General features: G+C 64.7%; 12 protein-coding genes. 6 read left to right on the plus strand and 6 right to left on the minus strand.

Annotated elements, in window-relative coordinates; translation table 11 throughout:
- The 3 genes from IHE39_RS25735 to IHE39_RS25745 all read right to left on the minus strand — a co-directional run.
- A partial coding sequence (locus tag IHE39_RS25735; protein WP_192568495.1) for a leucine zipper domain-containing protein occupies positions 1-160 on the minus strand: 160 nt, incomplete at its 3' end.
- A 92-nt stretch (positions 161-252) separates the two neighbouring features.
- On the minus strand, positions 253-510 hold the full coding sequence (locus IHE39_RS25740) for a putative hemolysin (protein WP_184766977.1): 258 nt from the start codon (positions 508-510) through the stop codon (positions 253-255).
- A gap of 124 nt (positions 511-634) precedes the next feature.
- Positions 635-1,717, minus strand: a complete 1,083-nt coding sequence (locus tag IHE39_RS25745; RefSeq protein WP_192568496.1) for a citrate synthase — start codon at positions 1,715-1,717, stop codon at positions 635-637.
- 74 nt (positions 1,718-1,791) lie between these two features.
- Between IHE39_RS25745 and IHE39_RS25750 the strand changes: the two genes are divergently transcribed.
- Together IHE39_RS25750 and IHE39_RS25755 are read left to right on the plus strand one after the other, a co-directional pair.
- A complete protein-coding gene (locus IHE39_RS25750; RefSeq protein WP_192568497.1) occupies positions 1,792-3,003 on the plus strand; it encodes a citrate synthase family protein in 1,212 nt (403 codons plus the stop codon).
- Between the two features lie 64 nt (positions 3,004-3,067).
- Entirely contained in the window at positions 3,068-3,454 is a 387-nt protein-coding gene (locus IHE39_RS25755; protein WP_192568498.1) for a DUF1801 domain-containing protein, read from the plus strand.
- Positions 3,455-3,470: 16 nt separating this feature from the next.
- Here the strand turns inward: IHE39_RS25755 and IHE39_RS25760 are convergent, their stop codons facing one another.
- Positions 3,471-4,067 carry a TetR/AcrR family transcriptional regulator gene (locus tag IHE39_RS25760; RefSeq protein ID WP_192568499.1) on the minus strand — a complete coding sequence of 199 codons (597 nt, stop codon included), beginning with the start codon at positions 4,065-4,067 and terminating at the stop codon, positions 3,471-3,473.
- 95 nt (positions 4,068-4,162) lie between these two features.
- Between IHE39_RS25760 and IHE39_RS25765 the strand changes: the two genes are divergently transcribed.
- From IHE39_RS25765 to IHE39_RS25775, 3 genes are all read left to right on the plus strand, one after another.
- A complete protein-coding gene (locus IHE39_RS25765) occupies positions 4,163-4,921 on the plus strand; it encodes an SDR family oxidoreductase (protein WP_192568500.1) in 759 nt (252 codons plus the stop codon).
- Positions 4,922-4,951: 30 nt separating this feature from the next.
- On the plus strand, positions 4,952-5,509 hold the full coding sequence (locus IHE39_RS25770) for a class I SAM-dependent methyltransferase (RefSeq protein ID WP_192568501.1): 558 nt from the start codon (positions 4,952-4,954) through the stop codon (positions 5,507-5,509).
- Between the two features lie 175 nt (positions 5,510-5,684).
- Positions 5,685-6,341: a DUF930 domain-containing protein gene (locus IHE39_RS25775; protein ID WP_192568502.1), complete on the plus strand. Its 657-nt coding sequence runs from the start codon at positions 5,685-5,687 to the stop codon at positions 6,339-6,341.
- A 56-nt stretch (positions 6,342-6,397) separates the two neighbouring features.
- On the opposite strand, the gene rpoD is transcribed toward IHE39_RS25775, so the two are convergent.
- Positions 6,398-8,422 (minus strand): RNA polymerase sigma factor RpoD, encoded by a 2,025-nt coding sequence (gene rpoD / locus IHE39_RS25780; protein ID WP_184766970.1) that lies wholly within the window; start codon positions 8,420-8,422, stop codon positions 6,398-6,400.
- Between the two features lie 324 nt (positions 8,423-8,746).
- On the minus strand, positions 8,747-10,705 hold the full coding sequence (dnaG, locus tag IHE39_RS25785) for a DNA primase (protein ID WP_192568503.1): 1,959 nt from the start codon (positions 10,703-10,705) through the stop codon (positions 8,747-8,749).
- 329 nt (positions 10,706-11,034) lie between these two features.
- Between dnaG and IHE39_RS25790 the strand changes: the two genes are divergently transcribed.
- Entirely contained in the window at positions 11,035-12,699 is a 1,665-nt protein-coding gene (locus tag IHE39_RS25790; RefSeq protein ID WP_192568504.1) for a Na/Pi cotransporter family protein, read from the plus strand.
- The last annotated feature ends 6 nt before the right edge of the window (positions 12,700-12,705 follow it).

The following is a 12,705-nucleotide window of genomic DNA, read 5'->3' on the forward strand; positions in this document are numbered from 1 at the left end:
CCCGGTCGCCGGCCCGGTAGCGGCCGAGCCAGCGATGGGCCGTCCGTTCCGAAACCCCGGCCGAACCGGCAGCACACCGCACGCTCCAGCCCTGTTCAATCCGTTGCACCAAAAGCACTCGACCTGAAGGCGTCAGACGCGCATTCTTATGGACGTTCATTCGAGGAGCCCCACTGAAGGTTGGTTGGCTTCGCAACCCCAGCTTCTCAGTCCCTCCTCGAATGAACAACCTTCATAGCTTCGACATCTAGGTCACTCCTTCGGCGCCACGCATTTCTGGTCGCGGAACAGCGCCCACTCCTCGCAGATGCTGCCGTCGGGCATGCGGCAGTAGCCGGTCTCGTTGCCGGCCCCATCCTTGCGGATCTCGAGCTTGCCGCCGATGTTGCCGCAGTGCACCGAGGCCGGATTGGCCATGCCGATGGGCTTTTGCGCCGGTGCCGCCGCAGCCCCCATCATCACCAGCGACATCGCCGCCAGTCCCGCCGAGCTTGCCACAAACCGCCGCATCGCGCCCTCCCTTCAAGCTTGCTCTCCAATCGCTGCAACTAGAGTTGCTCCAGGCAAAGGCAATTGCCAATGAAAAAGCCCGGGCTCGGGCCCGGGCTTTTCGGAAGTGCTCGTGCCGGCCGCCTCAGGCGGGCATCGGCCCGGTATAGACCGAGGCCGGACGCAGCAGGCGGCCGGTGCGCTGCTGTTCCAGCGCATGCGCGACCCAGCCGGCCGTGCGGCCGACAGCAAAGACCGGCGTGAACGCCTCGCGCGGAATGTCGAGCGCGCCGAGCAGGATCGCGGTGTAGAACTCGACATTGGTGTCGAGACGCCGGCCAGGCTTGGCGCGGGCCAGTGCCTCGCGGGCATAACCTTCGACCTCGGCGGCGAGGCCAAGATCCATGCCTTCGGAGCCCAGCGTGCCCACCGACCGCTTCAGCACATCGGCGCGTGGATCGCGCACCTTGTAGATGCGGTGGCCAAAGCCCATCAGCCGCTCGCCGCGCGCCAGTGCCGCGTCGATCCACGGTGCTATGTTGTCGGCCTTGCCGATTGCTTCCAGCATGTCGAGCACCGGGGCAGGTGCTCCGCCATGCAGCGGGCCCGACAGCGCGCAATAGCCAGCGGTCACCGCCATGAACAGGTCGGCCTGGGTCGAAGCGACGACACGCGCGGCGAAGGTCGAGGCATTCATGCCATGGTCGCTGACCGTCACCAGATAGGCGTCGAGTGCGGCGGCTTCCGCGTCGCTCGCAGCTTGGCCGCGCATCATCCGCAGCATGTCGGCGGCCTGGCCGAGCCTGGCATCGGGCGCCACCGGTGCAAGGCCTTCCGCACTGCGCGCCAGTGCCGCCGCCAACACCGGCATCGCGCCCAGAAGCATGACCTCGTCGTCGAGCCCTTCTTCCCGGTCGATCGCCGCGATGGCCGCGCGGAAGCCTGCGCCGAGTGCGAGGGCCTCCGTCGCCGGCAGAATTTTGTCCAGCCGCGCAAAGGCACGCCGACGTGCTTCACCAAGCTTCGCCCGCAACTCGCTGGCGTCGGTCTGTTTGCCCGCAGCCGAAAGCAGCCGCGCGGCGGCGCCTTCGAAATCCGTCTCGGCGGCCAGTTGCGCGACGCGGCTGCCGGCAATGATCAGTTCCCCGCCCTCGCCGTCGACATGGGAAAGCGCGGTCATGGCCGCGGTCACGCCGTCCAGTCCGGCGGTGGTCTGATGAAGTGTCATGGGCTTGCTCCTTGCTGCACTGCAGAAAGATGCGGCTCTTTTCATATTGATCAATCTTGATTAGCTTGATCAATATGAAAAAAGCCTCCGAACCGCTCTACCTCTCCGCTCGCGAGGCCGCAGGCGAGCTCGCCGTCTCGCCGGCTACACTTTATGCCTATGTCAGCCGAGGCCTGATCCGTTCCGAACCATCCGACGACGCCCGCGCCCGGCGCTACCGCGCCGACGACGTCCGCGCACTCCTGGCGCGGCGCGCACCTGCGGGCCCGGCTAGTGCCGGCGAAACCGAGGCGCCGGTTCTCGACTCCGCCATCTCGACCATAACAAGCGAAGGCTCGGTCTATCGCGGTGTCCAGGCGGTGGCGCTGGCCGAACACGCGACGCTGGAGCAGGCAGCGACTTTGTTGTGGGACATGAACGATGCCGATCCCTTCGCCGCCACAAACATGCCTGTCGTCAGCGACACCATGCGCGCGGTGGCTTCGGTCACAGCTGGCGAAGCGCCCATTCCCCGCGCCATCGCCATGCTGGCGCTGGCCGGCGGCAACGATTCACGCGCCTTCAACCGCTCGCGCCAGGGCCGCGTCGAGGTAGGGGCGCGGGCCGTCCGATTGCTCACTTCCGGCATCCTCGGCACCAACCCCTCGCCCGCCCCGGTCCATCTGCAGGTCGCCGGCGCCTGGGCACCCGACAATCCGCATGCCGAGGCGATCTTCCGCCGCGCACTCGTGCTGCTCGCCGACCACGAGCTCAACCCGTCGACCTGGACGGTGCGCTGCGCAGCCTCCACCGGGATCAATATCTACGACGCGTTGATATCAGGCCTGGTCGCGCTGAAAGGCCCCAGGCATGGCGGGGCCGGACCGCTGGCCGCGCATATGGTGGCCGATTTCGCCGCCACCGACGTCGCCGCCAACATCCGTGAGCGCGTCGCAATCGGCGACCGCATCCCCGGCTTCGGCCACACCGTCTACCGCGACGGCGACCCGCGCGCCGACAGCCTGCTTGCAGCCCTGGCCGGGGCCGGGGCCGACAGGCGCCTGGCCGTCGAGGCGCCGGCTCTGATCACCGAAGCCACCGGCCTGCACCCCAACATCGACTATGCGCTGGCGGTGATGGTACGCATGTTCGGGCTGCCTATCGGTTACGAAACGGCGTTTTTCGCCATCGCGCGTTCCACCGGCTGGGTCGCCCATGCCATCGAACAGCTGACCTCTGGGGTGTTGATCCGCCCGCGTGCCCGCTATGTCGGCCCCGCGCTGGGGCGCGGCGGCAGCCAGGCCTGAACGCTGGCAGCATGGCGCGGGCGACACGATCGGGATAGCTTCCCGGCACGGGGAGGACAGCCGGATGATGCGCAAGGAAGTTCCAGCCGAAAGCCCGCACGCCTATGTCGAAGCGCTCGATGGCTGGCGCCGCGACATCGTCGCGGCCTTGCGCACCGCCGTCCGTGCCGGCGGCGATCCTGAGGTGCGCATCAAATGGGGCCACATCGTCTGCTTTTCCAACGGCCCGGTGCTGCTTATCCGCGCGGAAGACGCCCGCGTGCTGTTCGGCTTCTGGCGCGGCAAGCGGCTGCGCGGCATCGAGCCACGGCTGAAGGCCAGCGGCAAGTACGAGCTCGCCACAATGACTTTTCGCGAAGGCGATACGGTCGACATCACACGCGCTGAAAAGTTGGTCCGGGAAGCGGTGCGGCTGAACGCCGAGGCCGGCGACCCGACGAAGAGCAGCTAGAACAGCAGAAGCAGCTCTAGGCAGCGATACCGAGATAGCCGGCGACTGCCCGGCGCATTCGCGCCTTGAGGTCGTCGAAATCACGCTCGCCAGCCTGGACGGCGGCATCGACGATGCCCCGCGACAACGACATCAGGTCGAAGGCCGTTCGCTCCGGCTGTTCGATGCCGTGGTCGCGCAGTACGCCAACGACGAGGTCGCGCATGTCGGCCTTCAGCGCCAGCGTCTCTTTGTCGAGCTTGAGCTCGAGCTCCTCGCGCTCCAGCGCCTGCGCCAATGCCGGCCGCCTGAGATGATGGCGCATGCTCGCAGCCACCATCGCATCGACCGCGTGGGCAAGATCCTTGCCTTCGGCCTCGCGCGCAGCAGCCGTGAAATCGGCCAGCATGTCCTGCCGCTGGCGGACCAGCGCCGCCAGTATCGCCTCCTTCGCCGGGAAGTACTGATAGAGCGTGCCGACAGAAACGCCGGCCAGGGCAGCGACATGATTGGTGGTGAGTCCCTGGCTGCCCGACGTCTCCAAAATGCGAGCAGCCGCCTCCAGGATCGCGGCACAAGTGACCGCGCTGCGCTCTTGCCGCGGTGTCTTGCGGGGGTTCAGCCTGGATTTCAAAGGGGTTCTCGGATGCGAGTAGAGGGGCGAGCGAATATTCGCAATATTCCCTCCACCCGAGCACGGGTCAACAGGCAAGCCGACCGGGTCAGGGAATGCGCCACAGTTTCGACTTCAACAACAAGACGGTGCTCGTCACCGGCGGCGCGCGCGGCATCGGCCTGGAACTATCTCGCCAATTGGTCTCCAAGGGGGCGCACGTCATTGCGATCGGACGCGACGCGGCATCGCTGGATGCGTTGGCGATGCAGTTCCATGGTTCGGTCACCATCATGCAGGCCGACCTCGGCACCCCGGGCAGTGCCAGGGCCCTGTCACAATGGGTACGCGAAACGCGCCCAGAATGCAGCGTCCTGATCAACAACGCAGCGATCATGCATCACACCGACCTGACGGTGGACAGCCCGGCACGGCTCGCCGCTATTTCAGCCGAGATTACGGTCAACCTGACTGCACCGCTGCAGCTGTCGGTCGCGATGCTGCCCGTGCTGTCCGCCCACCCCGCCCCAGCCATCGTCAACATCACCTCCGGGCTCGCCATCGCGCCAAAGCGCGAGGCCGCCGTCTACTGCGCCAGCAAGGCCGCCCTGCGCAGCTTCACCCGCTCGCTGCGTGACCAGTGCCGGGCGTCGAAGCTGCCGATCCAGGTCAGCGAAGCTGTCATGACGCTGGTCGACACCACGCTGTCGCGCGCCGGCTCGTTCAGGAAGTACCCGCCGGTACGCGCGGCCGCCGACCTGATTGCCGGTGTCGAACGCGGCCTCGACGAGATCTGGATCGAAAAGACGAAGCTGCTGCGCATCGTGCACCGGCTTTCGCCAGAGCTTGCCTACCGCATCATGCGCGACCGCTGACCGCACATCTCCCAGCCAGGAACCAAAATCATGACCGAATTCAATGCGTTTGCAGCCCAGCTGTTGCGCAGGCCCCGTCAGGTATCCGCCCTTGCCCCCTCCTCGCCGACGCTGTGCCAACTGATGGCAGGCCAGCTCCCGCGCTGGGCGCGGCGGGTCGCCGAATTCGGGCCCGGCACCGGCAACATCACCCGTGAAATCCTAAAGCTCGGCATCGACCCGGGCGAACTCTTCCTCTACGAGGTCAACCCGGTCTTCTGCCGCATGCTGCGCGACCGCCATCCCGACGTGACGGTCTTCTACGAACCTGCCGAGGCACTGGCGTATCACGGGCCGCAACAGGTCGATGCCGTCGTCTCAGGCCTGCCGCTGCTGTCGATGTCGGCGGCCCAGCAGCAGGCGATCCTTACCGCCGCATTCTCGCGGCTCGGACCCGACGGCGTCTACATCCAGTTCACCTATGGGCTGTTTTCGCCGCTGCGCAGGAGCGTTGCCGACAGCCTCGGCCTGGAGTTCACGCGCTCGCCCCGTGTCTGGCGCAACCTGCCCCCGGCAGTCGTCTACGTCTACAGGCGCAAGCGCAACTAGGCAGGCGCGGCACCAAGGAAAGGCTCGGGACATGCCCGGGCTTTTTCGCCTGTTCCTCCACGGTACAGGAGCTGCTTCACCTACGATTGCGTCGTGCACCGATCCGATACCCGGCGCCGCAATGGCGCCACAGTGACAGGCGAACCAACGGGCTGCATCAGAAGAACCCGGTTGCATGACGCCTGCCGCGAAACTGAATCCCAGCTGGCCCGCCTCGCTCGCATTGCATGCCTTGCTGCTGGCGGCCATCGTGCTGTCTCCCAGGCCGCAGCCGTTCAAATTGCCGGCCGAAGACGTGGTGCCGATCGAACTGGTCGCGCCCCGGCCCGAGCCAGCTGACATCCCATTGCCGCGCCAGCCGGACGCTCCTGCGGCAGCGCTGGCACCTGCCCGCAGCACTGCGGTCATGCCAAGGCCCGAGGCGCCGGCGGCGCAGCGCCCCGCCATGGTCGAGGCCCACAGTTTCTACGCCGCGAAGCTGCTTGCCGACCCGCGCAGCCGTCGCGCCAGGGCGGCGCTCGCCACCTTTGCCCCAAGCGAACGCACAATCCAGTTGTGCAACATCGAGGCCATGGAACAGATCCGTCGCTGGAAAGCCGAACTCCGCCCCGATCTCGTGGTCCCCTACGCAACCAGCAACCTCAGAATGGACAGCAACTCGATCCAGGCGGATGGCGCAGCGTTCCGGTCCGCCCGACGCTGGTACGGCGTGAAATTCACCTGCGCTGTCACCGACGGCGCTGTCACTGCCTTCACGTTCAGCGTCGGCGAGACAATTCCCGAGACCAAATGGGCCGAATACAATCTTGTCGCCGGCGACCCGGAAGATTAGGCCCTCAAACAAAAAAGCCCGGGACATGCCCGGGCTTTTTTGTTTTCGTTCCAACCTCAGCTGTCGAGGAAGCTTCTGAGCTTGCGCGAGCGGCTTGGGTGCTTGAGCTTGCGCAGCGCCTTCGCCTCGATCTGGCGGATACGTTCGCGTGTCACCGAGAACTGCTGGCCGACTTCTTCCAGCGTGTGGTCGGTGTTCATGCCGATGCCGAAGCGCATGCGCAGCACGCGTTCTTCACGCGGGGTCAGCGAGGCGAGCACGCGCGTGGTGGTCTCGCGCAGGTTCGCCTGGATCGCCGCATCGATCGGCAGGATTGCCATCTTGTCTTCGATGAAGTCGCCGAGGTGCGAATCCTCCTCGTCGCCGACTGGCGTTTCGAGCGAGATCGGCTCCTTGGCGATCTTCAGCACCTTGCGCACTTTTTCGAGCGGCATGGCGAGCTTTTCGGCCAGTTCTTCCGGCGTCGGCTCGCGGCCGATCTCGTGCAGCATCTGGCGCGATGTTCTCACGATCTTGTTGATCGTTTCGATCATGTGCACCGGAATGCGGATAGTGCGGGCCTGGTCGGCGATCGAACGCGTGATCGCCTGCCTGATCCACCATGTCGCATAGGTCGAGAACTTGTAGCCGCGGCGGTACTCGAACTTGTCGACGGCCTTCATCAGGCCGATGTTGCCTTCCTGGATCAGGTCCAGGAACTGCAGGCCGCGGTTGGTGTACTTCTTGGCGATCGAAATCACGAGACGCAGGTTGGCCTCGACCATTTCCTTCTTGGCGATAGCGGCTTCGCGCTCACCCTTCTGGACCTGGTTGACGATCTTGCGGAATTCCAGGATCGAGATCGCCGTTTCGGTGGCGAGGTTCTGGATCTCGGCGCGCAGGTCGCGGATCGTATCCTTCTCGTTCTTGGTGAACTCCTTCCAGCCGCGGCTGGACAGGTTGGCGATCGAACGGGTCCAGTTCGGGTCGAGCTCGGAACCCTGATATTCCTTCAGGAACTCCTCGCGGCGCACGCCATAGCTTTCGGCGAGACGCAGCAGCTTGCCTTCGTTCTGCACCAGGCGCTTGTTGATGTCGTAGAGCTGCTCGACAAGTGCCTCGATACGGGCGTTGTTGAGCGACAGCGACTTCACGGCCTTGACGAGCTGGTCCTTCAGCTCCTTGAGGCGGCGGTCCTGGCTCGGCGACAGCGTGCCGGCGGCAGCAAGGCGGTTCTCGACCTGTTGGTCCTGCAGCTTGCGCAGCTTCTTGTAGGTGTCAGCGATGACGTCGAGGGTTTCCATGACCTGCGGACGCAGTTCCGCTTCCATGGCAGCCAGCGACAGGCTTGCCTCGTCTTCGTCTTCCTCGTCATCCTCGCCACGGGTGTCGCCACCCACATTGGTGATGTCGTCTTCTTCGTCGCCACCGCGGCGGCGGCCGCCCTTTGGCTCTTCCTTGGCCTTGGCGTCTTCTTCGACGCGCTCGACGATCGGCGCCTGCTTGGCCTCGGGGCCGGCATAGGTCGCTTCGAGATCGATGATCTCGCGCAGCAGGATCTTGGCTTCGTTGAGCTCGTCGCGCCAGATGATGATGGCCTGGAAGGTCAGCGGGCTTTCGCACAGGCCGGCAATCATCGTCTCGCGGCCGGCTTCGATGCGCTTGGCGATGGCGATTTCGCCTTCACGCGACAGAAGCTCCACCGAGCCCATTTCGCGCAGATACATGCGCACCGGATCGTCGGTGCGGTCTGTCGGCTCTTTTTTGGTCGTGGTCGCGGCAACGGCCGTGCCGGTCTGCTCGGCAAGTTCGTTGGCATCTTCCTCGGCATCGCCTTCGGCGGCCTCGGCTTCCTCGCCCTGCTCGTCGTCCTCGACCACATTGATGCCCATGTCGGAGAGCATCGCCATGGTGTCTTCGATCTGTTCGGAGGTCACTTCCTCCGACGGAAGCACCGCGTTGAGCTCGTCCATGGTGACATAGCCGCGCTTCTTCGCGACTTTGATCATCTTCTTGACAGCGTCATCGGAAAGGTCGAGCAAAGGTCCGTCTGGGGCGCCTTCGCGTTCGGTCTCGACCTCTTCCTTTTCTTTTGTCGCCATTCTTCGCTTTCTCCAGGCGGCCCGTCAGCCGCTTAAACTCTTGGACAGTGCAAATCAGATGCGCTCATCGAACCTGCGCCTGAACTGCCAGTAGCTGCACCTGTGTTAAGTCCAGATTAACCGTGATATCTGTGGCGGAATATCTTCCTGTCCAGTGACAAGTGTCCCAATCCGCATTTCAGGCCATCGACACGACTGGCGACCTGGCCGCCGGTTAACTTTTTCGAATCGACCTGATTCCGTCATTCCGGCGGAAGGTCAAGCGCCTCTCGCATGATTCGCGCCAAAAAAGCGAATCAATTGCGGGATATTCGGTCCGCAGCGTCAGTTACGCCCGCTTCGGCCCGAAGACACCCCGAAGCCTTCGATAAGCGCTTCGGTGGCCTGCACGTCGTGAAACTGCGCCTGAACTTCCACCAGATGTCGGTAGTTTTCGTCGGTAGGATCTGTAGCCAGCGCAACTTCGGCCTGTTTCAGCTCCTTATGTAAGGTGCGGGCGCTGCGGTGCAAGTGCAACGTCTGTGCGAAGGCGTCGCGGGCGTCCTCGATCGCCGCGTCTTCGAACGCCGTCCATTGCCGGGCGCGCCGCGCCAGCGTCACGGCACGCTCCCACATCTCGGCGCATGAAGCACGCTCGATCGCCGCCACCACCGCCTCGCGTGTGTTGGCCTCGCCATGCGCCATCGCGTCGATCAGCACCGAATGCAGCTGCTTGAGTTCGCCATGGCTGAGGTCGAGCCGCTCGACATGCTCGAAATTCTCATCGATCAGCGAGGGGTGATTGACCAGCGCCACAACGAGGGCCGCTTCGCGCAGCGGCATGATGCCGGCGGTACGCTTGACCATCGCCGAACGCGTCAGGCTGTCCGACACTGCGAGCCGGCCGGCTGCGGCACCTGCCCCCCCCTTGTTCCATTGGCCGCGCTCACCGCCGCCCTTGTTGAATGAGCCCTTGTTGTACGAGCCCTTGCCGCCGCCCTGCCCTTGCTGGCGGCCGCGCTGGTTGCCGAAGAAACTCAGCACCCGTTCGCGCATTTCCTGCTGGTAGTGATAACGGACGCTCTCGTCCTTGATCCTGCTGGTCAGCTCGCGCAACGTCTTTTCAAGCTCGGCGCGACGCTCCGGCGTGTCGAACACCCCGCCCGACGTCTCACGCATCCAGATCAGATCGGACAAAGGCCGCGCCGCGTTGAGCACGGTGCGGAACGCCTCCGGTCCTTCCGCCTTGACCAGGTCGTCGGGGTCCTTGCCCTCGGGCAACAGCGCGAAGCGCGCCGTATGTCCGGGCGCCACCAGCGGCAGCGCCAGGTCGGCGGCACGATAGGCGGCCTTGAGGCCGGCCTTGTCGCCGTCGAAACACAGCACCGGCTCGCCCGACATGCGCCACAGCAGGCTAAGCTGGTTTTCCGTCAGCGCGGTTCCGAGCGGCGCAACCACGTTTTCAAAACCGGCCTGGGCCAGCGCGATCACGTCCATGTAGCCTTCGACGGCGATCACCGCCCCGCCCTTCTGCAGCGCCTTGCGGGCCCGGGCGAAGTTGTAGAGCACGTTGCCCTTGTGGAAGAGTTCGGTCTCCGGCGAATTCAGGTACTTGGCCGAGATCTCGGCCGACATCGCACGTCCGCCAAAGGCGATGATGCGGCCGCGTGAATCCGGAATCGGAAACATGATGCGGTCGCGGAAGCGGTCGTAGGAAACCGGAACGTCCTCGAAGACGGTCAGCCCGCAAGCCTCCATCTGCGCCTTCTCGATGCCCTTGGAGGCGAGGAATTCCTTGAGCGCGTTGCGGCTGTCGGGCGCGAAGCCGAGCCGGAACTGCTGCTGCGTCGTCTGCGCCAGGCCACGGTCGCGCAGATAGGCACGCGCACGCGCTCCATCCGATGTCTGCAGGCAGTCCTCGAAGAACGTGGTCGCCAGCTCCATGACGTCGTGCAACGAGGCACGTTCGCGTTCGCGCTGCTCTTCCTGGGCATCGCGCGCCGGCATCGGCACGCCGGCCATCTCGGCGATACGCTCGACCGCCTCGGGGAAGGTCATGCCGTCGAGTTCGGTCAGGAAGCGGAAATGATCGCCGGTGACGCCGCAGCCGAAGCAGTGATAGCGGCCCTTGCGGTCCTCGCAGTGAAACGACGGCGATTTTTCGCCGTGGAACGGGCAGCAAGCCCAGAAATCACCGCGCTGGGTGTTGGTCTTCTTGCGGTCCCAGGTCACGCGTTGGCCAATCACGGCCGAAATCGGCACGCGGTCGCGTATCTCGCTCAAAAATCCGTCGGAAAAGCGCATCGGGTCCTGCTTGTTTCATCCTGATATAGGCGCTCGCCTCGTCGGACACTAACCCTAATCGCCGCCATACCCGCTGTTCACAGCCCTTGCCCGCGAAAACATCCAGATTGCGCCCTCCGCCGGTCGCTGTGGAACCGGAATCGAAGCCGCGCGTATCACTATATCGACGATCGCATCTTGCGATCCTATGCACACGTGTGCACTATGGACGAAAAATATTATCCGGCTAATCTAAATGGCATGCTTATGACAGTGATTCGCATCCGCGCCCGAACCGCCGCGGCCGCCTCCTCGACCGCCCCTGGATGCAGGCCCATCGGGTGCTCGCGATGAGCGGCTCGGTCGTCCTGCTACACCTCGCAGGTGCTGTCGCCCTGCTGTTGTTTGCCACCCGCATGGTGCGCACCGGCGTCGAGCGCGCCTATGGCGACGTTTTGCGCCACAAGCTGCGCAACACCATGCGCAACCCGATCCTCGCCGTGCTCGCCGGTACCGCGCTTGCCATCGCCTTCCAGAGCTCGACCGCCGTCACCTTGCTCGTCGGCTCCTTCGCCGGCGCCGGCATCGTCAGCGGCATCGCCGGCCAGCTTGCCGTGCGTGGCGCCGAAATCGGCTCGGCGCTGGTCATCAAGATCCTGAGCTTCGACCTGTCGCTGCTGGTTCCGCTGTGCCTCGTCGCCGGCACGACGATGTTCCTGGCCACCGACCGGCGCAGCTGGCAGCAGACCGGTCGCATCCTTGTCGGCATCGGCCTGCTCGTGCTGTCGCTCGAAATGGTCGGCCAGGCCTCCGAGCCGCTGCGCGAAAGCAAGCTTCTGCCAGTCATCATCGACTATTTCGCCGGCGACCCCATTACCGCCTACCTGCTTGCGGCCATCGTCACCTGGCTGTTCCACTCCTCGATCGCCGCCGTGCTTTTGATCGTCACGCTTGCCGGCCGCGGTTTCGTTCCGCCAGAGCTCGGCATCGTTTTGGTGCTTGGCGTCAACCTCGGCAGCTCGATCATCGCGCCCTTGCTTACCCGCAACGCCGAACCCGGCGTGCGTGTCGTGCCCATCGGCAATCTTCTGATGCGCGGCGCCGGCTCGCTGGTCATGCTGGTGGCATTCCTGTGGACCAAGCCCTCGACCGCCTTCCTCGGCTCGACCGGCCCCGACCAGATCATCAACGCCCACATCCTGTTCAACTGCATCATCCTGGTGGCCGGCATTCCGCTCGCCAAGCTCGTCTACAGCGCCTCGGAGAAGATCGTGGCGCTGGGCACCAAGACCGATCCGGCCAAGGAGATGGCGATCGCCGAACTCAGCGCGCTCAATGAAGCCGCCCTCGACACGCCGTCGCAGGCGCTTGCCAACGCGACGCGCGAAACCGTGCGCGTCTGCGAAACAGTCGAGATCATGCTCCAGCGCATCATCGAGCTCTACGAGAAGCCCGACGCCGACAAGATCAAGGCACTTGCCTCGCTCGACGACCGGGTCGACCGCAAGCATGCGGCGATCAAGCTCTACCTCGCCAAGGCGACGATCCGGCCGATGACCGAGGACGAGGCGCTGCGTTGCCAGGAACTGCTCGGCGCCTGCGTCAAACTCGAGCAGGTCGGCGACATCATCGTGCGCAACATGCTCGCTCATGTGCAAAAGAAGCTCGATCGCGGCCTCGAATTCACCCCAGAGGGCTGGCGCGAGCTGACCTCTTTCCATGCCTCGGTCATGGCTAATGCGCGCCTTGCCTTCAACGTGCTGGTCTCCCGCGACGCCAACACCGCCCGCCAGCTCGTGCTCGAAAAGGACAGGCTGCGCGATGTCGAGAAGCAGACCAGCCAGAGCCACTTCCTGCGCCTGCGCGACGGCACCATCAAGAGCGTCGAGACGAGCTCGATCCACCTCGATACCATCCGCGACCTCAAGCAGATCAACTCGATGCTCGCCTCGATGGCCTATCCCGTGCTCGAGGAACAGGGCTTGCTTCGTGGTTCGCGCCTCAAGGCGAGCTAAGCTGCG

This window comes from Aminobacter carboxidus, assembly GCF_014863355.1.
Lineage (GTDB): Bacteria > Pseudomonadota > Alphaproteobacteria > Rhizobiales > Rhizobiaceae > Aminobacter > Aminobacter carboxidus.

Bases quoted from the DNA above. Each gene is read 5' to 3' on its own strand.
- IHE39_RS25750 (WP_192568497.1), top strand. From the start codon at position 1,792: ATGAAAAAAGCCTCCGAACCGCTCTACCTCTCCGCTCGCGAGGCCGCA.
- IHE39_RS25740 (WP_184766977.1), bottom strand. From the start codon at position 510: ATGCGGCGGTTTGTGGCAAGCTCGGCGGGACTGGCGGCGATGTCGCTG.
- IHE39_RS25770 (WP_192568501.1), top strand. From the start codon at position 4,952: ATGACCGAATTCAATGCGTTTGCAGCCCAGCTGTTGCGCAGGCCCCGT.
- IHE39_RS25755 (WP_192568498.1), top strand. From the start codon at position 3,068: ATGATGCGCAAGGAAGTTCCAGCCGAAAGCCCGCACGCCTATGTCGAA.
- rpoD (WP_184766970.1), bottom strand. From the start codon at position 8,422: ATGGCGACAAAAGAAAAGGAAGAGGTCGAGACCGAACGCGAAGGCGCC.
- IHE39_RS25775 (WP_192568502.1), top strand. From the start codon at position 5,685: ATGACGCCTGCCGCGAAACTGAATCCCAGCTGGCCCGCCTCGCTCGCA.
- dnaG (WP_192568503.1), bottom strand. From the start codon at position 10,705: ATGCGCTTTTCCGACGGATTTTTGAGCGAGATACGCGACCGCGTGCCG.
- IHE39_RS25765 (WP_192568500.1), top strand. From the start codon at position 4,163: ATGCGCCACAGTTTCGACTTCAACAACAAGACGGTGCTCGTCACCGGC.
- IHE39_RS25790 (WP_192568504.1), top strand. From the start codon at position 11,035: ATGAGCGGCTCGGTCGTCCTGCTACACCTCGCAGGTGCTGTCGCCCTG.
- IHE39_RS25745 (WP_192568496.1), bottom strand. From the start codon at position 1,717: ATGACACTTCATCAGACCACCGCCGGACTGGACGGCGTGACCGCGGCC.